Source organism: Vreelandella sulfidaeris, assembly GCF_042429665.1.
GTDB lineage: Bacteria > Pseudomonadota > Gammaproteobacteria > Pseudomonadales > Halomonadaceae > Vreelandella.
Map to the genome: position 1 here is coordinate 31205 of NZ_JBHMAC010000012.1, position 20434 is coordinate 51638.

Annotated in this window: 22 protein-coding genes; 11 read left to right on the plus strand and 11 right to left on the minus strand. The window is 51.0% G+C overall.

The features are described from left to right. Positions 1 to 137 precede the first annotated feature (137 nt). The 6 genes from ACFFLD_RS13720 to ACFFLD_RS13745 all read left to right on the plus strand — a co-directional run bounded on the left by ACFFLD_RS13720 (position 138) and on the right by ACFFLD_RS13745 (position 5702). Positions 138 to 653, plus strand: coding sequence for a hypothetical protein (locus ACFFLD_RS13720; RefSeq protein WP_386036761.1), 516 nt, complete (start codon positions 138 to 140; stop codon positions 651 to 653). A 123-nt stretch (positions 654 to 776) separates the two neighbouring features. Then, on the plus strand, positions 777 to 1058 hold the full coding sequence (locus ACFFLD_RS13725) for a hypothetical protein (protein WP_240720369.1): 282 nt from the start codon (positions 777 to 779) through the stop codon (positions 1056 to 1058). Continuing rightward, complete coding sequence (locus tag ACFFLD_RS13730; protein ID WP_386036765.1) at positions 1055 to 1369, plus strand: hypothetical protein; 315 nt, start codon at positions 1055 to 1057, stop codon at positions 1367 to 1369. The genes ACFFLD_RS13725 and ACFFLD_RS13730 overlap by 4 nt, the downstream gene beginning before the upstream one ends. Positions 1370 to 1473: 104 nt before the next feature. Continuing rightward, positions 1474 to 2229 (plus strand): restriction endonuclease, encoded by a 756-nt coding sequence (locus ACFFLD_RS13735; RefSeq protein WP_386036768.1) that lies wholly within the window; start codon positions 1474 to 1476, stop codon positions 2227 to 2229. 180 nt (positions 2230 to 2409) lie between these two features. Beyond that, complete coding sequence (locus ACFFLD_RS13740; RefSeq protein ID WP_240720516.1) at positions 2410 to 3696, plus strand: ATP-binding protein; 1287 nt, start codon at positions 2410 to 2412, stop codon at positions 3694 to 3696. Between the two features lie 143 nt (positions 3697 to 3839). After that, the gene (locus ACFFLD_RS13745; RefSeq protein ID WP_240720515.1) at positions 3840 to 5702 is read left to right on the plus strand and encodes a J domain-containing protein; all 1863 of its coding nucleotides are present in this window, start codon (positions 3840 to 3842) and stop codon (positions 5700 to 5702) included. Positions 5703 to 6286: 584 nt separating this feature from the next. On the opposite strand, the gene ACFFLD_RS13750 is transcribed toward ACFFLD_RS13745, so the two are convergent. The 4 genes from ACFFLD_RS13750 to ACFFLD_RS13765 form a co-directional block, all read right to left on the minus strand. Continuing rightward, complete coding sequence (locus ACFFLD_RS13750; protein WP_317507702.1) at positions 6287 to 6700, minus strand: hypothetical protein; 414 nt, start codon at positions 6698 to 6700, stop codon at positions 6287 to 6289. Positions 6701 to 7682: 982 nt separating this feature from the next. Further along, positions 7683 to 8588 (minus strand): hypothetical protein, encoded by a 906-nt coding sequence (locus ACFFLD_RS13755; protein ID WP_240720513.1) that lies wholly within the window; start codon positions 8586 to 8588, stop codon positions 7683 to 7685. Between the two features lie 36 nt (positions 8589 to 8624). Continuing rightward, positions 8625 to 8789, minus strand: a complete 165-nt coding sequence (locus ACFFLD_RS13760; protein WP_157826501.1) for a hypothetical protein — start codon at positions 8787 to 8789, stop codon at positions 8625 to 8627. 64 nt (positions 8790 to 8853) lie between these two features. Next, positions 8854 to 9777, minus strand: coding sequence for an Abi family protein (locus ACFFLD_RS13765; protein ID WP_101146624.1), 924 nt, complete (start codon positions 9775 to 9777; stop codon positions 8854 to 8856). Between the two features lie 479 nt (positions 9778 to 10256). Between ACFFLD_RS13765 and ACFFLD_RS13770 the strand changes: the two genes are divergently transcribed. Then, positions 10257 to 10805 (plus strand): hypothetical protein, encoded by a 549-nt coding sequence (locus ACFFLD_RS13770; protein ID WP_101146623.1) that lies wholly within the window; start codon positions 10257 to 10259, stop codon positions 10803 to 10805. Positions 10806 to 11372: 567 nt separating this feature from the next. Here the strand turns inward: ACFFLD_RS13770 and ACFFLD_RS13775 are convergent. The 3 genes from ACFFLD_RS13775 to ACFFLD_RS13785 form a co-directional block, all read right to left on the minus strand. Beyond that, positions 11373 to 11657, minus strand: coding sequence for a HigA family addiction module antitoxin (locus tag ACFFLD_RS13775; protein WP_198556051.1), 285 nt, complete (start codon positions 11655 to 11657; stop codon positions 11373 to 11375). A 134-nt stretch (positions 11658 to 11791) separates the two neighbouring features. After that, positions 11792 to 12070: a type II toxin-antitoxin system RelE/ParE family toxin gene (locus ACFFLD_RS13780; protein ID WP_127061407.1), complete on the minus strand. Its 279-nt coding sequence runs from the start codon at positions 12068 to 12070 to the stop codon at positions 11792 to 11794. 213 nt (positions 12071 to 12283) lie between these two features. Further along, on the minus strand, positions 12284 to 12814 hold the full coding sequence (locus tag ACFFLD_RS13785; RefSeq protein WP_386036777.1) for a DUF192 domain-containing protein: 531 nt from the start codon (positions 12812 to 12814) through the stop codon (positions 12284 to 12286). Between the two features lie 89 nt (positions 12815 to 12903). On the opposite strand from ACFFLD_RS13785, the gene ACFFLD_RS13790 reads away from it, so the two are divergent. The 3 genes from ACFFLD_RS13790 to ACFFLD_RS13800 all read left to right on the plus strand — a co-directional run bounded on the left by ACFFLD_RS13790 (position 12904) and on the right by ACFFLD_RS13800 (position 14171). Continuing rightward, positions 12904 to 13461 (plus strand): hypothetical protein, encoded by a 558-nt coding sequence (locus ACFFLD_RS13790; RefSeq protein ID WP_386036780.1) that lies wholly within the window; start codon positions 12904 to 12906, stop codon positions 13459 to 13461. Beyond that, positions 13439 to 13768, plus strand: coding sequence for a hypothetical protein (locus ACFFLD_RS13795; RefSeq protein ID WP_386036933.1), 330 nt, complete (start codon positions 13439 to 13441; stop codon positions 13766 to 13768). Before ACFFLD_RS13790 ends, ACFFLD_RS13795 begins: the two co-directional genes overlap by 23 nt. Positions 13769 to 13898: 130 nt before the next feature. After that, on the plus strand, positions 13899 to 14171 hold the full coding sequence (locus tag ACFFLD_RS13800; RefSeq protein ID WP_127062892.1) for a hypothetical protein: 273 nt from the start codon (positions 13899 to 13901) through the stop codon (positions 14169 to 14171). A 274-nt stretch (positions 14172 to 14445) separates the two neighbouring features. Here ACFFLD_RS13800 and ACFFLD_RS13805 read toward each other — a convergent pair whose 3' ends face one another. Genes ACFFLD_RS13805 through ACFFLD_RS13820 form a run of 4 tightly spaced genes read right to left on the minus strand, consistent with a single transcriptional unit; the run spans position 14446 to position 19745 of the window. Continuing rightward, a complete protein-coding gene (locus ACFFLD_RS13805; RefSeq protein ID WP_386036936.1) occupies positions 14446 to 15468 on the minus strand; it encodes a L,D-transpeptidase family protein in 1023 nt (340 codons plus the stop codon). Positions 15469 to 15521: 53 nt separating this feature from the next. Next, on the minus strand, positions 15522 to 17054 hold the full coding sequence (gene lnt, locus ACFFLD_RS13810) for an apolipoprotein N-acyltransferase (RefSeq protein WP_386036939.1): 1533 nt from the start codon (positions 17052 to 17054) through the stop codon (positions 15522 to 15524). Between the two features lie 4 nt (positions 17055 to 17058). Next, the gene (gene lspA / locus ACFFLD_RS13815) at positions 17059 to 17562 is read right to left on the minus strand and encodes a signal peptidase II (RefSeq protein ID WP_240720510.1); all 504 of its coding nucleotides are present in this window, start codon (positions 17560 to 17562) and stop codon (positions 17059 to 17061) included. After that, complete coding sequence (locus ACFFLD_RS13820) at positions 17559 to 19745, minus strand: heavy metal translocating P-type ATPase (RefSeq protein WP_240720509.1); 2187 nt, start codon at positions 19743 to 19745, stop codon at positions 17559 to 17561. Before ACFFLD_RS13820 ends, lspA begins: the two co-directional genes overlap by 4 nt. An 86-nt stretch (positions 19746 to 19831) precedes the next feature. Between ACFFLD_RS13820 and ACFFLD_RS13825 the strand changes: the two genes are divergently transcribed. Beyond that, positions 19832 to 20290, plus strand: coding sequence for a MerR family transcriptional regulator (locus ACFFLD_RS13825; RefSeq protein WP_101146562.1), 459 nt, complete (start codon positions 19832 to 19834; stop codon positions 20288 to 20290). Positions 20291 to 20434: the final 144 nt, after the last annotated feature.

Here is a 20434-nt window from a genome sequence, read left to right on the forward strand (position 1 = left end):
GTATCTGGGTGCGAACTCCTTTGTACTGGTCCTTGTGCTGCCAGTGTTTGGAGGTATCTGATTATGTATCACTGGCTCTATATGTTGGCGGGATCGCTTCATTTTATTGGGCTGGTTATAAGACATGGGAAGAGAGTTTGCCACCGGACGAAGGAGAGCCGCTTGTTCTTAAAGCTGATAAAGACACCGTTACGTTTTCCTCAGGCACCGGAAATATATTCAAGAAAAGTAACCTATCAGTCAGGCTCGCTGTCTCTAATAATGCTGACAAAGCCATTGCACTTGACAATGTGGCAGTCCACTTAAAGAAGGATTCGTTCTGGCTCAAATTGAAAGGCCGGTCAAAGCTGATTTGGGGTTCAAGAGAGTCAGTAGGGTCTTGCACTGAGATTGGGCCAAAAGAATCCAAAATTTTAGATGTAAACCTTGAAGGTGAAGGCCACATCGGGGATCGAGTAAAACTGGCCAAGGCGTTGCGGGAAGACCCGATTGTTGGCGCGATATTAACTGCAGAGTATTTTTTGGAAGGAGAGCGGTCGGCTATTGAGGTCGATTTCGAATACGATGCAGCAAAGCTCATTAATCACATGCGGAGCAGCTGGAGCCGAAGCAGTTTACGGGATGCCATTAAAGAGCTTGAGCAATCGGCATAGGTTTTGGTTTCCTGCCAGACAACTTATAACCAAGCCAAGCATGGCGACGCTAACTACATTGCGGCTTCGCCTCCATTCCGCTGGCGTGCATGCTGGCGGCGTTAAGAATATCAGGGAACGTATATGAAGCGTTTTTACCGATGGTTTATGGATGCTTGGCCCATTTGGTCAGCGGCATTGATCGTTGGAGCGCACCGGTTGTCATTGCAGGCATTTCCACAAAAAGTAGAAGAAACTAATACGGTTTTTTCATTGGGGCTCCAAATTATCGGCGGATTGATGGTCCTCTACTCGATTGACAGCAACCTCGCTGCATTACGTGGCCAAAATATTTGGTTGCTAATTGGACAGTGGTTTCGAAACTGTCCTCTTTGGAGTAAGCCGAAAACGTCCAAGTTTCCTTGAAAGCCGAGATTGGTATTTCCGCTTCAGGTAGCGGTCGAGTAAAGCGTAGAGCGATTACCTTGGAGGAGAGGGTCGAGGAGCTTGAGCGTCAAGTTGACGAAGCCTACAAGGAAATGCACCAGAGGGAAGAGGCTGTAAAAAGCCTAGTATCTGATGTGAAAAATGAGCTTTTATCTAAAATCGCTGAAAATCAGGCTGGCATTCGAGGTGTCGAGGGTAAACTGGATAACACCACCCTTGGCGGATTAAAGCAGCAGGTGTTTGGCGTATTGATCGTCATTTACGGAGCGCTATTAGGCCATATTTCTTAATCAGTTGTTGTAGTTTGTTCCGGGCCTGCGGCCCTCCACCGGACGCCTACTACGCTGTGCTTCGTAGTCGCCGCTAAACAAAAGCGTTAGGTTCAAGGAGAGTTATGAGTATCCATCGGATATCTAGAGAAGAATTCGATTCATTGGACATCGACAAGATGGGATTCTTTCCTGAAAAATCTTGGTTCAAAAGTAATGGTATTGATATTGCAGGAACGGTAATACGAGACCCTTTTGATAAAGATTGGTCATACGTGATCGTAGCAAAAGAGGAAGATGGCCTTTATAGGTACATAAATGGGGAAGTAAGCCTAGCGACCCAAGACGAGGCTGAAGAAAAAATATACTCGAAAATGCTGGAACTCAACCAAAAAGGTTCTTTCCGAGAAGAGTTATATGTAGAGCCCGAAGATGAAGCCATAAATCAAGCCCCGATAGTTATCGCCTCAATTGACGATCAGATAAAAAGTTATTTCAAGAAAAGCCCAGAGAAAATGTATGATCTTTCTCCAAGAAAGTTTGAGGAGTTAGTTGCAGCTATTTTAAAAGACATGGGATTTGATGTTGAGCTTACTAAAGCTACTAGAGACGGTGGTAGAGACATAATTGCTCACATTAGAAATTCTGTATGCAGTTATTTAACACACATTGAGTGTAAGAAATATGCCCCAGAAAATAAAATTGGTGTTGGCATAATTCGAGAGGTAATGGGAGTTCATCATTTACGCCAAGCAACTAAAAGCATCATAGTTACAACTGGGTTTTTCTCTAAAGATGCCATAAAAGAAGCTGAGGTGGTGGAAAATCATCTAGCTTTGAGGGATTTTAATAACCTGAAAGAATGGCTCCAAAGGTACTGATACTATTCAAAGCAAAAACCTAACAAGGCCAGTCACAGCGACGGCCTTTTCGTTGCGGCTTCGCCTTCTACAAAGCCGCGCGTGCTGTCGGCGTTATATCAGAGACTCCTAAAAGGCAGCTCTTGGCCGAAACAGCGCTCCTAATTTCCAAGTGAGCAAGGCGTTACCAAGGAGATGAGAATGGCAGATAAACCATCACTGTATGAAGTCGAAAACGCGTTTCAGCCAGCTAAAGAAGTAACTGCAGTTGAACGCTTTGCTGGTCGCAGAACGGAGGTAGAGGATGGATATTATGGGCTCCTCGGAGATGGAGTTAACATTGCCATTGTCGGTAACCGTGGTGTAGGAAAAACCTCTCTATCGCGCCAGTTAGAGATTACAGCCTCTGGCGATAATGGCCTTTTAGATCATCTTGAAATTGGCCATGATCGTCCTCTAGATTTCCTATCAGTATATTTTGCATGTGGAAACCGTGTGACGGATTTCGGGGATTTACTCGAACGTCTCTTAACGACTTCTAATTGTCTAGGAGACTGGATATACGATATACCCGGAGCAAAAAAGGAAGTAGTTTCCTATGCACCTGAAATAGGTGCGAAGCTTTTTGGCTTGGAGGCAAAGCTTGGTGGTGAAAAAGCTACAGAACAAGAGTCAAGACCGGCAGTCAACAGCCATTCGATTGATACCGTATTCACCAACGTTTGCCATGCAATCGTTGAAGAACGGATTGCTAAAGACGGATTGTTGATTATAGTAGATGAATTTGACCAGATTAACGATCCATCCGGAATGGCCGGGTTCATGAAGTCATTGGCTACGAATGTACCAAGGGCGAAATTCTGCTTGGTCGGTGTCGCTCAAGACATCCAGAACCTGATGAAAGAGCATGAGTCTGTTGATAGGTTATTCTCCGGCAGCATTATTCGCGTTCATCCCATGGAACCAGTAGAGCTGAGAGAAATAATTCGTATTGCAGAGGCTGAGATAGATAGCTTCATTACTTTTGATGAAGAAGCTACTGATTCACTAATAGCCCTCGCGCAGGGCCACCCGTATATGGTCCACCTGATAGGCAAATATGCATTTCGTGCAGCTTATCAGAGGGGCGTCAAAATCATTGATCGTTCTGCAGTTCAGGAAACATTGAAATCGATAGCTGAGCGAGGAGCGGATCCAGTTCTTGAGGGTCGTTACAAAAAGGCTGTCGGTTCATCACGTCAGAGGGAGTCGGTGCTCCGAGCTCTCGCCCAAGTCAGAAGGGAGGATGGCGAGTGCTGGACTACTGATGCCTACAAAATTGCCCTAGAGGATGAGGTTGATAATGCTAGCCAGTTTGTTGGTCACTTGGTGGCGGATGACTACGGTTCAGAGCTAGAAAAAGTTCGTGAACGATATTACCGATTTAGAGATTCATTGTTTGCTACCTATGTCCTAGCAAGACCCAGACTTTATTCGCCGGTTGGCTAACCAAGCCAGGCACGGCGACGCCTTTTCCATTTCGGCTTCACCTCCATTACGAAGTCGTGCGTGCTAGCGGCGTTAGTTCGAATACAAGATCTACCTGCGACGTTTTCTTAGCATTGGTTTAAGACTGAAAAGAGAAACTATGAATGCTTAGCTTTCTATCAAAAATGTTCGGCAAAGGAAGGGAGGTGGCTGCCCAAAATTCCACCGGGTTGACGTGTATTGCCCAAAACTCAAATAGAGAATCCGGTAGGCGGGAACCACCCAAGGAGCTTGATTGGTCCCAAGCCGAGTATGTCCCGCTGCCACCATCGCCGCCTACCTGGGAGGTGGACGGGCGTGACGAGTTTCACCGTGAGTACAATGACCCATCGATTGGTCCTGTATTTCAGGCTGGATTCAAGAATCAATACACTAAGGTCGTGAAACTCGCTTGTGATCTATCTCCCGAGCAACGGCAAGGACAAGTCGGAGAGGTTATAGCCAAAGCGTATGGCAAGCTAGTTATACAGCGGGTGAAATCTGGGCAGCTAGCGGCGGCGGCAAAACAATCTGTTGAAATGTTCGAGCGTGTCCCTGAGCACGTCAAGGATGTTGATTTACGTCGCTTCAATCGTATCTTGAAAGAGATGGAGAAGTTGGGGAAGAAGCATGGTTACGAACCGGTAGCTGTCGCAAGCCCCTCATCAATGCCGCTGTTTGAAGCATCGGAAGATGCCCCTTGGACGCTGGTAGGTGAGCGAAAGCTGAAGGGTGACGAACGGCCAGATCCTGCCTTTACTATTGGTGCCATCGATGCCCGAGGGACTTGGTTACTAGACCGTTCTGGGACCAGTGCGGATCAATCAGGAGTGAAGAGCGTACTTCGTAGAATGAATCGACATGGGGCCTTAGTTGGCGAAAAAGCTTTGTATCATGATGCCTATCGAACCGGAACCGGCGCCGCCGGTTCCGGTATAGCGATCATGGATTCCAGCGGATTGCTCCACGCCTACGACGAGGAGCTGAACATTATAACCGAGTCAAATTTATGCGAGGACTCCCGAGTCGTTGACCACTTCCGGACCATCGACACAAATTACTGGGGTGAATTTAAGTCCCAGGTGCGAGCCGTGGATGTTGCTCCTGAGGGGGATCGGTACCTTTTTACGTTAGCCGACGAAGCTTGGTGCTGCATGGCCTCTGGCGATGCAGTCTGGGGACTCGTTATGCCACTGAAGGAAGGTTGGGAGCGTGTCGTGGGACGCAGCGAACGCTTCGGGGTGGCTCAAGAGGTTGAGGAGGCGCTACAGCTTTTTGGGCTGTCTCTACCTGTTGATCCAACGGACATCAAGCGAAAGTACCGTAAGTTGGCGCAGGCTCACCACCCGGACCGCAATGCTGGGAATCCGTCTGCTACCGAGAAAATGAAAGCCTTAAATACTGCGTTCGAAGTTTTGACCGGTGTCGATCCGAACACGCTTGGATACGAAGAATCTGATGTTACGTATTTTGCCCGGACGGATCCCGACTACGTTATGGAGGTCGAGGGCCTTCGACTCGAAATCACCATGACCGCAGGGGTGCCTCAAGATTGGGTCTACGCGGCAAGTTTTGCTGCTGTCGATGGTGGGGCCTATCTGGCTACTTACTCGGGCAAAGTCATCCGAGTTTCTAGAGAGGGGCAGCCCGAGGTGGTGTACGACATTGGAACCTGCCCGAAGGAAATCGTTGATGTTGGCCGATATACCTACTTCCTCACACCCACTCGTTTATACGTCATTGAAGATGGTACGACGCTTGCAGCGTTTCTCGACGTCTTCCAGCAAGGGCGGCTGCTAGTAACGCAAGCAGGATTTGGCTTGCTCACAGGAAAACAACTGCAGTGGTTCACGCATGCTGGCATGAAAACTGGTGACTTGACGACGAGAGACCCTATACGGTCAATTTACGCTACCGATAGTGGAGTGGTTGTCCAAACTCGACAGCATCAAGTCGAAATTCAGGGGCTGTTGATGTGCAACCCATGACGTCAGAAGTTAATGGCGACGTCATTGAGGTGCTGACAACAGCGTCAACACGGACCGGCTTTTCCGCTGGCACTCCAAAGCCGATCGGTTATGCTGGGCGTTATATCAGAGACGCCTAAAAGACAGCTTCTGGCCGAAAACTGAAGTAAGCAGGAATAGGTGTGAGCTCTTCGTAACGTTTAGCACCTTTTTACGTAACAGCAGTCCTTACAAATAGACTTTATTTAAATCGAAAACACGGAACTTTCCAAGCGTCCTGATAAACATGCAACAAGGGGGGAGCGGTTATCCCACTGAATGCAGGAATCAAAGGCTGTTCCACCGTCGATATGGTACAACCCGATAAAAATCCTCTCTGTGATTCCTTCTGGGAGTCTAATCCCATCCATACTGCTTTGAGCATGTAACCCTTAAAGCAGCCCTCGAACTCTTTCATACGATCTCCTTAGTCATTCCTACCCAGTGCAGGTCTCATCAATGGTAGGACGCAGAGTGACACTTGGAGTGAGGAAGTGCTGGATGGCCGCAACCAGTCGATAGGCTACAGTATAACTCATGGGCAATACACACTAGGGGCTGGGTGTTTACGCTGCCGTGCGGTCGAGCATTGACCAAACGTGTGGATTCGCATCCCTGCCATCACCCTCGACCCCTTGAGCTGGTCGATTGAGTGAGGCGCCAGCCCAGAGAGCCACTGCAGCAGACCGGGTCACACCGGCAGTGCAATGAATGACGAGTTTTACCGGCCGTCGATCGCTGGCCCACTGCCGTATCCAGCCAGAAATCCTCTGAGCATCCTCAAGCGTCATGGGCTCTTCGCAGCCGAAGCCCTCACCGGGAACAACATCATCGAACTGCATTAAGAGAACATCAGCCCACCCCTTTGCCAAGCGAGTTGAACGCTCATCGACCCCACGAATGGACAGGACTACTGTGTCGGCGCTTGCTTGCCGACGCTCGATGTCACGTCGACTTGTATATTCGATGCTAATGATCATTGGATTTCTCATTCTGCTTGGTTAGGGCATGGAGTGCTTGCTGGCGAACTCGTCCCGCGAGGTGAATCCTCATCGCGTACTCAGATGCCGCGGAGCGGGATCGCTTTCATGAAGTCTGGCGATTGATATGCTGCTGAGTATCGATCACTAAAGCCTGAGCTGCAGCGACATATCACAGGAGGGTTTCTGGCTCGGGGTACTTAGGGTGCGCGTTATCCCATGACAGGCGAACGTACGTCTCATAAATCACGGACGACCGAGTAAAGGGGGTATCTAGGTAGTGTGTCACCAGTGCCTCGCCGGCCTGGACCACCACTTTGCTGCAAGTGATTCCCCCCTGTTGTCCCCTGCTCATGAATGGCTGGTTAAAGGGAGATAGGGCCGGTTATGACACAGAACGAGAAAGCCCCAACTAGCGAACTAGAAGGGGCTTGAAGGTAAAACGTGAATCTGATCAGCCGAAGGCTGCAGATTTGCTGTGCATGACAGCTTCCCCTGGAGCAAAAAGCCACAGGGATGCCTTGAGGAGGTTATCAGGACTGCTGACGTAAGCGCCCTCGCGTGATAGCCGAAAAGCCCGCGGGCCTTGTCGAAACAACCTGACAACCAACCTAAAAGGTTATCGTGATTAGCAATTTCCGTTTCCCATACCGTTCAATGAACGGCCTCGCCAATAAGATAGGGGCATGGGTGACATCTGGGAAGTTAATATCGTAAAAAATAATCCACAAACGACAATCTCAGTCAGTTGAGGGGAGGCTGTATTGGCAGGGTTTGGCTGCCTTGATCTTGTGTTGAGCTGCCGTTAGCAGAATCAATTTCACAGGTGGTGAGAGCCCCCGGGGCGAGCGCCCAAAGGTATCGCTTCAATGTCTCGCGATCGGTAATCGCAAGGTTCAGCCATGGCTCGGTCCCTGCGGCGCCCGCCTGAGTACAATGTCTATTTCAATACTTCTCTTTTATCTATCTTGGCTAGGCTGCATTACTGATAAGCTAGGTAGCTTGGGGGTTGGTTGAAATCGATTGTGACATCCCAGTCCGGTAGATCCTCGCACTGACCGACAAGCTGGCGACCGCTTTCTCCCGGTAAGTCGATGCGAACGTCAATGTGTCCTAACTGTCTTCTGCATCGCATCTGCTCATGAACGATCGAGAAGGGGGCCACCCATTGGCCATGAGGGTCTGGACGAAGTTTCATCCAATAATATTCGATAGGCTTCATCCTGACGCCTTGCGGTACTGAGTTAACCCCAAAGCACGATAATCTATTCAAGAGAAAATTCACGTTGTCGAGACGACGGCGATTCAGCCCGTTGCTGATGATTCCTTCCCCAACGAGTTGTGACAACGCGATTAAGGCTCTAAGCGTAGCTTCATCTAGCGGTGGAAGTGGCATACCGTCTCTACCATGGCCCGATAAGGTGAGGGGGATTTCCACAAACTGAGCTTGTCGATGAACCAGGCTATGGCGATACTCTATTGTAGACACGTAACAAGTCAGAATTCCCACCCAGGTGCAGGTTTCCTCGGTTAGGATCGCGCCATTCAGCGTCTCGCTCATTGCGATACGAGCCTTTTCCTTAATTGGCCAGAGCTTGGCTTCCCGCTGGGGTTTTATACCTTGTTTCGCCAGCGCAAGCTCGATCGTAAGATCGAGCACCTTCCAGGCTGCTCCAAACGCCAATGGCAAGAAAGCTGCACGTAGGTTGTCCTCCCGATTGGCTTGAATGTGGCTCGCCCCGTTCTGTATAACGTTTTTTCCTCCGTCAATGAGGGGACGTATATCGATGTAGCTTCCTGATGCCTGGGCTGTCAGGGGTAAATACCGGTCAAGGGCAAAACGTTCAAAGGCAGTCTCTGCCTCATACTCATTAATGTTAGTGACCATTGGTAGAGCCTATTACAAGCAACTGTTTAAACTTAATCAGTTGGATGTGGCACCTAACTCACTTAGATAGGCAACCGTTTGGCGATTCAGCCTTACCCAACTATCCTCGATTTCATCAGGGACTTCGATCCAAGTGAGGCGCAAACGATCGGCTACTTTCGCCAAGGCCTCGTATTCTGCAACTCCCAGGCAGCGTAACATCGTACCTTTCCCTGGATAATAAGATGTTTCAGGATACTCTCTGAAAATTAGCTTCGGGTTGTATTCAGTTCCAGAACGGTCGTGTTTCCCACTGAAAGGGAATCCCTATTGACTGAGGTGTGATGCCGGCTTTTGAGAGCGTCGCAACTGGCAATGTTCTCATAACTGTCTTGAAGCGATCCTGCCAAGTTGTTGATGGATCGATCGCTTTCAAAAGTGCTTGGAGCGCGACGGTCCGGGAAAAGAAAAATCCTTGATCAGGGTTGCCTGGAAACTCGGAGTGGATAGCATTCGCGCTTTGAGGGCTGTCAGCGCCGACATTATTATTCCAGACCCTGCTATGGTGGGCACAATTATTACGCAGCATGGTTGTGCTTTTGAGCCACGACACAATGACCTTTTCATCGTAGCCAAACTGTGTAGCCACTCGCCTCCGATGTTCGCGATCAAGACTGGCAAGCAACCGCGACATTTGGCCAATGCTTAACTCCTCCAAGATTGTCCAGATCGGCGGATAAGGCGGCGTATGGTAAGTGTGGTAATAGTGCTTAATGGGGTTGGTAAGTCTCAATCCCAAGACGTTCTTCATGAAATTGCGGTGCGCTTCCATGTCCTTGAAATGTTTGGTTTTGAGATAGAAGTGGGGGCCGCAGTCTTTGTCATTGGCCATAGCGTTAACTATGGCGGATCTGAACGCGACTTCTACTTGTTCAATAGCGTCAAGGAGCACTAGCCGAAGACTACGATCGAACTCGTAAAGCGCAAGAATATCGTCAAACCTTACACCCGGATAAAAACGTTTTTGATCATCCTGCAGCGGCCGCGTATAAATGAGCAGCCGGTAATACCCGACAAACTGAAGGGCATTAAGTGCTTGTGATTGCTGACCTTTGGTGATGAGACCCTTGGCGCGAAGGTGGCGAAGATGGGCGTGAGAGGATTTTGCGGGTTTTGTGAAGTTTAGTTGTGGTTGCAGTTGTAACCCCATACATTCTTTTACCACTAAAAAAACTAACCCCCTGGTGCGCAGTCAGAACGAATCCTGTGAGGCGTGGGGGTTATTCTTGTCTTAAATAATAGGCTTCTACTGTACTCGTGTCAATCTAGGCTGTTTCCTATGCCGAATGGGCACCCAGAATAGGGAGAACCTTGGTCGGTACAAGTCCACTTGCAGTAGTAGACCTTTACTGTGCCCGTGCCAACCAAAGCTGTTTCTTATCTGTAATGGGTACTCGGCCGAAGGTGAACCTTGGCCAGGACAAGTCTAATTGATGTAGTACGCTTTGACTGGGTAGTAAAAGGCAGCTATAGGGGGAATGTTGCACCGGAATCCAACGTATAGCCTGTTTATAATTCACCGAATTTCACATGTATGGTTGGCAGTACTTTAACTACCCACCAAGATGAATATAGAAAAACCACTTGAAATTATCTTAATAAACTTAATAAGCGCCCACAGGGGGAAGCATGATTCTCGACGCTATCGATGGCTGGGACGATTACCCACGCCGCATTTTTGACCGTGAAACTACTATACGAGGTATTGCCGAGTGGATTGATGCCGAAAGCAGTGTCATGCCTTACTCGGTCTTGCATTGTGATGGCGTTCGTTTTCGCGTGGCTGTGCGCGATTATAAAGAGCAAGACTTGATCTTGGCGGCCGATGAGTACGGGCATCGTTCAGCAGCAGGGGCTTTGGGCGCTTTCGGCGAGCTGATTGACACGGCAAAACGTCGAATGGAAGGAAAAGAGTCCTGGCCAGAAGGCCCGGCGCTAGATGAAATTAGGCTCTACCAGAAAGAGCGTGAAGACGAAAAGCTCAACACTATGGCCACGTTATTTATCCAGCGCGAACCCCATATCGTCAATGAAATAGAATACGGCGCTCAGCCGGGCCAACTCGATCTGGACGCTGCATCGCTGCCAGAATGCTTGTGGGATGAATTTGAAGCAGAAGGAGAGGCGTTTAAGCTCGTCTTAGAGGAAGAAATTTACCACCGCGTGAATAAGAAGTAACACGCTGCGAAGAATTGCCAGCCGGGTTTCTCTACATCCAGATGGCATGACACAACATCAAACACCAAAAGTCCGGCCCTATACGACGTTTTTTTAACCTGTTAAAAGAATATAGATAACACCTATGTCGACGGGTGTCGAAATGCAGGCCTAGTGTTTTAATAGGAGTAGGGCTTTTAGCGAAGCTGCTGGTTAATCCTAGTCAGACAAAAAACCGATGAGGTAGCACCGTGATTGAGTGCGAAGGCATGAAGGATGATGAGACGCCATGTGCGCGAGAAGCAGTTCACAATATAACAGCTGTGGTGTTCGGCCAGGAACGCCAATTATTGCTTTGTAATGACTGCGTGCCCAAATATGTAGAGGAAGAAGACGACCTCTAATTAGGTGCTATTAGCTACTACGTTCGCATGAATGGGTAAGCAGATTTTTCATAATGGCCTATATTTAAACCTTGATACTCGGTAATAAGCTGGTTTTTTGCGTCTCAATTAGCGAGGCTAATTGGATACAAAAAAACCCAACGTCGCGGTACGTTGGGTTTTTCCGAATTAATATCTTACTAATTCAAACAGCTGCAAATCTTTCAATATGGTTCTGTTCTTTATGCTCGGCGTGCCATAGCTCATAGTTTGCCTGCATCGTTAGCCAGTGCTTGGCATTGCCAATTCCGCCATGCTCTAACTTAACGGCCAAATCGGGGGAAATAGCGGCATGCTCATGTAATACGCGTGAAACTGCTGCACGAGACATGCCTAACTTTTTGGAAAATTCAGTGACGTTCAGCCCCAGCGCTGGCACGATCCGACGGCGCAATAAGCTACCTGGGTGCGGCGGGTTCATCATGGTCATGTTTCAGTTCTCTCTCTCTACACAAATTGTGTATCGCATATTTGAGGTGTTGCATTCATGGCTACGTCTGCGAGGCCATCTTTCTCGGTGGCCCTTGATAACCGTACCGAGCCGGTTATCAAGGAACGCCGGGGTTAGTGGTAGTCTAAATAGTCAACAAGGTGTACATCTTCCCCATCAAACGTAAATATCACTACCCAATTACCGTTTACATGCACCGAAAAAAAGCCTTTTCTATCACCCTTCAAACTATGAAAATCAAATCCTGGCAAATTCATATCGTTTGGCTTAGTGGCTGCGTCCAGTGCAGCAAGTATGTCTCTTAAATCGTCTACATGGTTTGGTTGTACTCCTTGGGATTCTCCCTTCTCATAAAGACGTTTAAGCCCTTTGTGTTTGATCTTCTGTATCATCGCATTGCTTTGCTCCCTTGTTGTGAAACGCCCTCGAAGTGTAGCGCGTAACGCTACACGCGTCAATGACAGCTGAGGTAGAAACTGCTTAAAGGTGGCATGGCTGACAGTACAGGAGCAGTTGTTCCGCCAACTAGATTGGCCCCCATTGAGGTGAAAAAACGGGTGTGCTCATTAACGTGCTTCTCTCTCATTCCTGCAGTAGAACAGGTTTTAAGAGGGGGGGTGCTGTAAAGGGTCGACCTCTAGGCGATCTACAGCGGCTATACCATGCTCATTGAAGTAGCCAGCGTTTACCTCCAGGGCCATCCAGAAGCGCGTGCCAGCTGGATAACGCGGACAGGCTTCTTTTTCTCTCGTGCAGGGGGCCATGCTGGTGATCGACTGGATCTCTCCGTCATGGTCGAGGAAGGCAATATCAAGCGGTATACGAGTTTGGTACATCCAGAAAGCATGATCGGTTGTCTGCTCCTCATCATAGACGAAGAGCATGCCAGCATCGGGAGCCAGTGAGTCACGCTCCATTAGGCCATTGCGACGCTGGCGCGAGGTAGATGCCACCTCAAGCATGAGCGAATACCGGCCTTCCTTAGCGTGCAAAACACCAGAGGAAAATGCAGTGGCCTGTCGAAGAATCATCCCCGTGATTAGAGCAGTGCCAATCAAGAAAAGCGCCAAAATGCCGATACTTTTCCGGGTCGTGGACCGATCGAATCCCACAAGCCTTTGTTGACGCTGAAACATTATCACCTGGGCTCCAGAATAAAATCAGGATGTCACTCCAAGATAGAGCCGAGGGTGACCGTAACGGTTAGGGTTTGGGGGAACATATTATGCTGGCGACCACATTACTGGTCCGCTGGCTGCGCCATGCTCGCTGGGCCAGCCCAGCAGCCGTGCAGCACGCTATTGAATTTTCACACTTAGCAGCCCGGATAACGCTCCCAGCAGCTAGCGCCAGCGAACTCGGCATCATCCAATGGCACCGATGGCCGCTTTGCTTAGGGGGCGATATTGCCTACTGGCGGCCAGGGCGAACGGGGCTGCAATGTCAGCGCTTGCCTTATCCAGCGGCCGCTGGACTCACATCGACCACCTACGATGACAACTTCAGCTGCTCGATCAGAGACATCATCTCCCTGGCGTCTGGGAAAGTCGATCTCGTCGGCTACGCCACTCTCGACTCCTATGCTATCGGCGAATGTCGCGAATTGGTTCACAACAACCGTGCCAGCATCGAACCTTTGCTCAACTGGCATGAACTCCGCTTCCATGGCGGTTCTGGCGCTGAAGAGTCAGTAGAAGGTTTCAGTTGGCGGCCATCTAAACAACCAGGGTGGCGCCCATCACTTCGCTGCAGCTTGTCTGATTGCTGGCTTCTTCGATCCTGAGCTGCGCATAAAAGCTCCCTTGACCAGGCATGAACTGAACACCGAGGTCGCCCAAGTTATTCTCAGCGCCTTCGACATCTTTTGCGAGCCAGAGCACCACACAATGAACGAAGCGTTTATGAAGCGGATGGAGGCTGCGCAGATCCCATTCGCCATCTGTTCAGCACCCCCGCCGCGGCAGGATGGCCATCACCTTTTACTGTTGTCCTGTGAGAACAGCAAAGCCATGGGCGTAGCCGATATATTCCGAGCTTACGGCTGGCTCGATGTCGGCGACCTCTTACGCAAGCAGGCGAAACAACAATAGAAAAAAACTGGGCACATCCATTGGACAGGGCTGACATCAGCTGGTGTTATTGCGGCAGCGCGTAGAACCACCAGGCTGTTAGCGGGCTTTGAAAGTACAGTGATTAGCAACGCATATAAGGAGAATGAACTTGGCAAAGATTAAACACGACGCAGAGGCGTTTCACGCCGAGATAGCTATGCGCGTTTACGATGAATCTGTGACCGACGCTATTGACGTTATCACTCGTGATGGTGAGCCAGAAACCCTGCTGGCAGTGGTGCGAAGCCTTGTTGATTTTAACGTGTATTACAGCAATCAGAAAAACTATAAGACGTACCAACACGCCTATGCTGCTATCGGTGCTGCAATTGATAAGGCGAACCCAGAGCATCAGCCACTAAACAAACACTGGAATAAATGAATCTTAATAGGGAAATAATATTTATCACTTTGCCTAGGTATAGAAAAAGCCCCTGCCAGCCAGTGGAAGGGGCTTAGAATAGATCCTCTTCGTCACACTTCAGTGCTACCGAAAGTGGATGCTACCAACGTTGTGATGATCGCATTAGCTCTTTCTACGCTAGTGATGGAAGAGCTCAATCAACAACACACGACGAATATTAAGGGTTTGACGGTAGCCAAGCCGTTGTTCTCCAAAGGGCTGAAAAAACGCTCTGCCTTGTCTTTATCGACATTCACGACGAATGAAGTGTCAGTTCTTCATAAACACTGTTGATATTGTCGTCTTCTTTATTACTCGGTTCCGGCTTCGGATACAGAGGTTCGATAAGCCCGTTGGATAATGCTAGTAAATCGCTAAGCTGTTCGTAATCGAAGCTAACGCCATCTACATTGCGTTGCTCAAGGCGTGAAATGGCATCTGATATAGCGGTCATGGTGTGATCCTCCACCCCTAAAGGAGGTAATGCCTGTACCAGCGGCTGTCCGTTGTCCCAACCGATTTTAATAGGTTGGTTGATGATATTGACCTGGGTGCCCGCCGGTATGCGGTCAAAAATTGATTCAATATCGTCAGGCAACATGCGTATACAGCCACGGCTTGCACGCATGCCAATGCCATCGGGCTGGTTGGTACCGTGAATCAAATAGCCATCGAAGCCTAAGATAATGGCGTGGTCTCCCAGCGGGTTATCGGGGCCGGGCGGGACAACACTTGGCGCGGTTTCGCCGCGTGCTTCAGCTTCACGTTTTACCGACTCAGGCGGGTACCATGCGGGGTTTTTAATGTTCATGGTGGTCTCGGTCACACCGAGAGGGGTATCAAACCCTTCGCGACCGATGCCGATAGGATAGGTCTCAACGCGCGGTGTCTCACCGGTTTTGACATCTGGGTAGTAGTAAAGCCGCAGCTCGGCGATATTGATGACGACACCAGTACGCTCGACATTCGGCAGGATGAAGCGTCCTGGAATGGTTACTTCAGTACCCACTCCGGGCACCCAAATACTGACCTCTGGGTTAGCACGTACAATCTCCTGGTAGCCAAGGTTGTGACGTCTGGCAATATCAATCAGAGTATCCTCGTAATCCTTCACAATGAAGGTGTCAGCCTCTCCGATAATATTGCCTTCCTCAGGTAGCGGGTAATGCCCCTTGGGCCATTCCGTCTCCTGGGCAGTGGAAGGTTGTGCCGCCATGGCGACAGGGAGCCATGCCAGAAACGAAACCATCACACTCACGATGAAGCCGATCTGCATTGGCCATGGGAGGAATCTCTTAAGTATTGCTGCGTTCTTTGCCAAGAGCATCGCTAGGTTCCTTTTTCATCTAATGCGTCGTTTTTTGATCGAGATAAGTTTAGTTGTAATCCGAGCAGCGTCAGCAAGGCAGCGAGTATCCAAGCGGGGCCACTACCGGTGCGTGTGAAAGGAGTTAGGCCCTGCATCGGGGTCACCTCGCCAGTTAAACTGGCCGGTTCAAACTGTGGGGTACGGGCTGTGACGTGGCCTTGTGAATCGATGATGGCCGTCACGCCATTACTGGTAGCTCGAAGTAGGTGACGACCATTTTCTAAGGCACGTAAACGCGCCATTTGAAGATGTTGGTGTGGGCCAATGGAACGCCCAAACCACGTATCGTTGGAAACCGTTAATAGCAGCTCGGCATTACGCGCTTGTTGGGCGACGTGGTCGGCGAAAATGATCTCGTAACAGATGGCAGTGCCAATGGTAGTGCCAGCCACGTGTAACGGAGCCTGTTCGTCTGACCCTGGGGTCAGGCGAGGTACTGGCAAGTCGAAAAAAGCAAGGGTGCCAGCGAGGAGACTTTGGAATGGCAAATACTCGCCAAAGGGCACCAAGTGCGCCTTCTGGTATTCGCCCTGCACATCATTTAGCCCTATGACGCTGTTATAAGAGCGCCCTTCACTGTCGCGTTGCAAAATGCCGGTCAACAAGGCGGTGTCAGGCCCCAGATCGGACGCTACTTGCTCAAGTATTTGCTGTGCTTCCTGCTCAAGCATGGGAAGGGCTGCCTCGGGCCAAACGATGAGATCGATATCCCTTGCTTGCTCCCGTGTCATCGCCATGTAGATACTGATCGCCTCGCGCTGCCCTTGGGCAGTCCACTTAATGCGCTGGTCAAGATTCCCTTGCAGCAATGCCACCCGGATGGGCTTGCCAGCCGGGGTTGTCCATTGGGCTGGCAATAGGAATGGAACGATCCACAAGGCGGCCATTGGGACAAGGAAACTCCAGCGGCGACGCAGTACCTCTACCCCTAACGTACCTGTCAGCGCGGTCATGAGTGACAGCAAGTACACACCACCAACGGGCGCCCATGGGGCTAGTGGAGAATCAATCTGAGAGGTGCCCAGCAATAACCAGGGAAAGCCGGTGAGCAACCAGGTGCGTAGCCATTCGCTCACCACCCACATACCGGCAAAGCTAAGACAGGCTAACCGTGGCCCCGTGATGCGCCGATAGAGCCCAAAGGGGATTGCAAAGAAGAGCGCCAGGGCGCTGACAAAAAGAGTGGTGAGGAGCATCGCCACCAAGGCCCCGGTGCCACTGAAATCGTGAATAGCAACGAAGACCCACGATGTGCCAGAACCGAACAGGCCTACCCCATAGCACCACCCACGCAGGGTGGCCATGGCGGGCGTTAGCGACTGTATCTTCCAATAGACCAGTGCCACGGCCACTGGGCCAAGCCACCATAGGGAAAAGGGGGCGGCACTCAAGGTGGTCAGTACCCCAGCGGCGAGCGCTACAACGCAATCGACTATTGGTGAGGAGCGCCCAGCAAAAAGCGTATATTCTTTATCTTTATCGACCACATCCATAGCGTTACTCAGAGCGCTTAAAAGCAGGACTTTCACGCCATAATGCCACTGCGAACATCAATACACCTGCAAACAGAGCGATATCGGCCATGTTAAAGGCGGGCCAATGCCATTCGCCCCAGTAAATGTCCAGATAGTCGACGACGTACCCTCGCGCTAAGCGATCAACGGTATTACCGAGCGCGCCGCCAAGAATCAGGCTGTACGCACAGGCCTCCAAGCGCGACAGGGGTTTGCATAGCTGCACAACCAATACGACGACCACCACCAACGCTAAACCAAGAAAGAGGTAGCGCTGCCAACCCCCTGCTTCTGCGAGAAAGCTGAAAGCGGCTCCTGTGTTCCCGGTATAAACCCAGTTAAAAAACGGCGTTAGCGGAATGACTTGGCCAAACGACATCTGGGCGTGCACGATTTCTTTGACCAGTTGATCGGCTAGAGCCAACACGCAAGCAAATGTGAACCATGGCCAACGTCGTGAAGGGCTGTCGTGTTGCGATGTTCTCATGACGTTGTTTTTCCTTGTGACAGGCCTGTCAATGCGGTACTGGGCGAAAAGCGATAACCCAGCAGTCGCATGGCGTTCAACGTCACTAGGACGGTAGCACCGGTATCGGCCATCACCGCAATCCACATGCCGGTAATACCCAGAGCAGTCGTGACTAGGAAAATGGCTTTTAAGCCAAGGGCGAGAACAACGTTGGTTTTCACATTGCGCAGCGTGGCACGAGAGAGGTCTATCAGCTCAGCGATGCCGGTAACGCGGTTCTTGAGCAAGGCTGCATCGGCGGTTTCCAGCGCCACATCCGTGCCGCCCCCCATCGCGATACCGACATCAGCTGCCGCGAGTGCCGGTGCATCGTTGATGCCATCGCCTACTTTACCGATGGGGCCACGACCTGCCGCTTGCCAGTCTCGAACATACGCTGCCTTGTCTTCAGGCATGAGTTCGCCGTACGCTTCAATGCCTAAGCGACCCCCAGTGGCAGCGACGGTGCGGGCATTATCACCGCTGAGCATGACAGCCTGAACGCCTAAACGGGATAGCGCCGCTAGGCCTTCAAGGGCATCTTCGCGTGGCTCATCGCGAACAGCGATCAAGCCCAACAAACGCTCGCCTTCGACGAGGAGTGCGAGGCTCTTACCGGCTTCTTCTAACGCGATAATCCGAGCACTGAGACTTACCTCAAGGATGACTTTTTCGTGAAGATGACGAGGCGTCATTAAGCTCAGCTCGCGACCCTCCACCTGGCCTGAGACACCGCGCCCCGCCAAAGCACGACTGCCGGTGACGGTGGGGAGGTTTAGGCCCGACTGTCGGGCATGCTCAACGATAGCCGTGGCGATAGGGTGACTGGAATCTCGCTCTATCGCGGCGGCGAGCCGCAATACGCTGTTATCGTCTTCCTCAGCGATCCAAGACTCCACATCTGTGACTCTTGGGGTACCCGCAGTGAGGGTGCCCGTTTTATCTAATGCCACCAAGCGAAGCTTACCTAACTGTTCAAGAACAGCTCCCCCTTTGATCAGTAGGCCGCGCCGAGCGCCCGCCGAGAGGCCTGCGGCGATGGCGGCTGGGGTGGAAATGACTAACGCGCAGGGGCATGCGATTAACAGCAATGCTAACGCACGGTAAATCGACTCCGACCATGCCATGGTCGATACCAGCGGTGGCACTATCGCCATCAGGAGGGCGAGTAAGACGACGGCGGGCATATAGTAATACGCAAAACGATCAATAAAGCGTGCTATCGGTGCCTTGGCGGCCTGTGCTTCTTCAACCAGGCGAATAACGCGTGCGATCGTATTGTCATCAGCGCCTCGTGTTACCTCCACCTCCAGGGCGGCATCAAGATTCACTGTACCAGCAAAAATGTCATCACCAGGCGCTCGCGAACGGGGTATGGACTCGCCGTTTACCGGCGACTCGTCAATGTCGGAGGTGCCCACCAGGATGCGTCCATCGCAGGGAACGCGATCACCGGGCCGCACCAGCACACGCTGGCCGGGTTTAAGTGACTCCGCCGAGACATCACGCAGATGGCCGTTGTCCATCAGCCTCGCCGTTGAGGGTGTTAAATTTGCCAAGGCTGAGATACTGCGGCGCGCCCGTGAAGCAGCTACCCCTTCGAGTAGCTCACCTACGGCGAACAAGAACACGACCATCGCAGCTTCAGCAGCAGCGTCGATGGCCAATGCGCCAAGCGCGGCGATGCACATCAGCATCTCGATGGTAAAGGGATTGCGCATTTTGAGAGCGCCCCAGGCACTCTGCGCAATGGGCATTAAGCCGACTAGCGTGGCCAGAATGAAAGGCACATTACCCAGCGCAGGCCATGCTAAACGAAGCGCGAAGGCTACGATCAGCAGATTTCCTGTGATAATGACCAAGCGCCCTTTAGCGGTTTGCCACCAAGGGGATGAAGAACCAGATGCGCCTGTTTGGCCATCAGGGGAAGTCACTTGATAGCCTAGTTCGTTCAGGATGCCCTCAATGGTCTTTCGCGAGGGGGCCCCGTGATCGTGGTGGTGAATCTTCACCGATCCCGTGACCGAGCTTGCCGTTACTTCCTCAATGCCTTCCAGCCGCTCTAGCGCCGACACAACCTTGCGCTCACAACCGCCGCAGTCCATGCCTTCAACACGCAGCGTCAAGGTGGTAAGCGCTGTTGTCGGCGTTGATGTTTTCATGGTGCCTCTCCTCCCAATGGGCTATGGTTTTGAATTGTAAACCTTGTAGCAACTATAGCTTCAAGCCCTACGTAAGGAGTTTTACCATGTCGATGATGGGGCAAAGTATCAGCATTGGTGAGTTAGCACGACGAGCCGATTGCAAACCTGAAACGGTTCGTTATTACGAGCGTATTGGGCTGCTGCGCGATGCAACACGAACCGGCGGAGGGCAGCGCCGCTATGGAGACGACGCTGTGCGGCGTTTGACCTTCATTCGTCATGCCCGAGACTTTGGCTTTTCGGTGGAGTCAGTGCGAGAGCTTTTGGCCATGTCAGATCAGCCTGATATGCCTTGCCAAGAAGTCGATGCCATCGCCACGCATCACCTAAAGAAAGTGGAGTCCCGCCTTCAGCGACTGTCCGCACTGCGTGAGGAGCTTCAACGGATGGTCACGCAGTGTGCCGGTGGCAAAGTGGGAAGCTGCCGAATCATTGAGGTCATCAGTGATCATCAGCTCTGTATCACTGAAAAATCGCACGGAGGGGCTCACGACTTGGGTTAGAACTAACGCTACGCCCCACGCCCAATGGTTAGCCCAGAGAAACATCCAAAAACAGCATGAGTACCAATCCGATGGAAAGGCCCAGCGTAGCCTTTTTTTGTGCCCGCTCCGATGAGTTCCGGGAATAATCTCATGACTGATCAC

Coding starts and splice junctions, on each gene's coding strand:
- ACFFLD_RS13825 (WP_101146562.1), top strand. CDS start 19,832: ATGTCGATGATGGGGCAAAGTATCAGCATTGGTGAGTTAGCACGACGA.
- lnt (WP_386036939.1), bottom strand. CDS start 17,054: ATGGATGTGGTCGATAAAGATAAAGAATATACGCTTTTTGCTGGGCGC.
- ACFFLD_RS13790 (WP_386036780.1), top strand. CDS start 12,904: ATGCTGGCGACCACATTACTGGTCCGCTGGCTGCGCCATGCTCGCTGG.
- ACFFLD_RS13770 (WP_101146623.1), top strand. CDS start 10,257: ATGATTCTCGACGCTATCGATGGCTGGGACGATTACCCACGCCGCATT.
- ACFFLD_RS13755 (WP_240720513.1), bottom strand. CDS start 8,588: ATGGTCACTAACATTAATGAGTATGAGGCAGAGACTGCCTTTGAACGT.
- ACFFLD_RS13760 (WP_157826501.1), bottom strand. CDS start 8,789: ATGTTACGCTGCCTGGGAGTTGCAGAATACGAGGCCTTGGCGAAAGTA.
- lspA (WP_240720510.1), bottom strand. CDS start 17,562: ATGAGAACATCGCAACACGACAGCCCTTCACGACGTTGGCCATGGTTC.
- ACFFLD_RS13805 (WP_386036936.1), bottom strand. CDS start 15,468: ATGCAGATCGGCTTCATCGTGAGTGTGATGGTTTCGTTTCTGGCATGG.
- ACFFLD_RS13745 (WP_240720515.1), top strand. CDS start 3,840: ATGCTTAGCTTTCTATCAAAAATGTTCGGCAAAGGAAGGGAGGTGGCT.
- ACFFLD_RS13735 (WP_386036768.1), top strand. CDS start 1,474: ATGAGTATCCATCGGATATCTAGAGAAGAATTCGATTCATTGGACATC.
- ACFFLD_RS13780 (WP_127061407.1), bottom strand. CDS start 12,070: ATGATACAGAAGATCAAACACAAAGGGCTTAAACGTCTTTATGAGAAG.
- ACFFLD_RS13785 (WP_386036777.1), bottom strand. CDS start 12,814: ATGTTTCAGCGTCAACAAAGGCTTGTGGGATTCGATCGGTCCACGACC.
- ACFFLD_RS13775 (WP_198556051.1), bottom strand. CDS start 11,657: ATGACCATGATGAACCCGCCGCACCCAGGTAGCTTATTGCGCCGTCGG.
- ACFFLD_RS13750 (WP_317507702.1), bottom strand. CDS start 6,700: ATGATCATTAGCATCGAATATACAAGTCGACGTGACATCGAGCGTCGG.
- ACFFLD_RS13740 (WP_240720516.1), top strand. CDS start 2,410: ATGGCAGATAAACCATCACTGTATGAAGTCGAAAACGCGTTTCAGCCA.
- ACFFLD_RS13765 (WP_101146624.1), bottom strand. CDS start 9,777: ATGGGGTTACAACTGCAACCACAACTAAACTTCACAAAACCCGCAAAA.
- ACFFLD_RS13725 (WP_240720369.1), top strand. CDS start 777: ATGAAGCGTTTTTACCGATGGTTTATGGATGCTTGGCCCATTTGGTCA.
- ACFFLD_RS13820 (WP_240720509.1), bottom strand. CDS start 19,745: ATGAAAACATCAACGCCGACAACAGCGCTTACCACCTTGACGCTGCGT.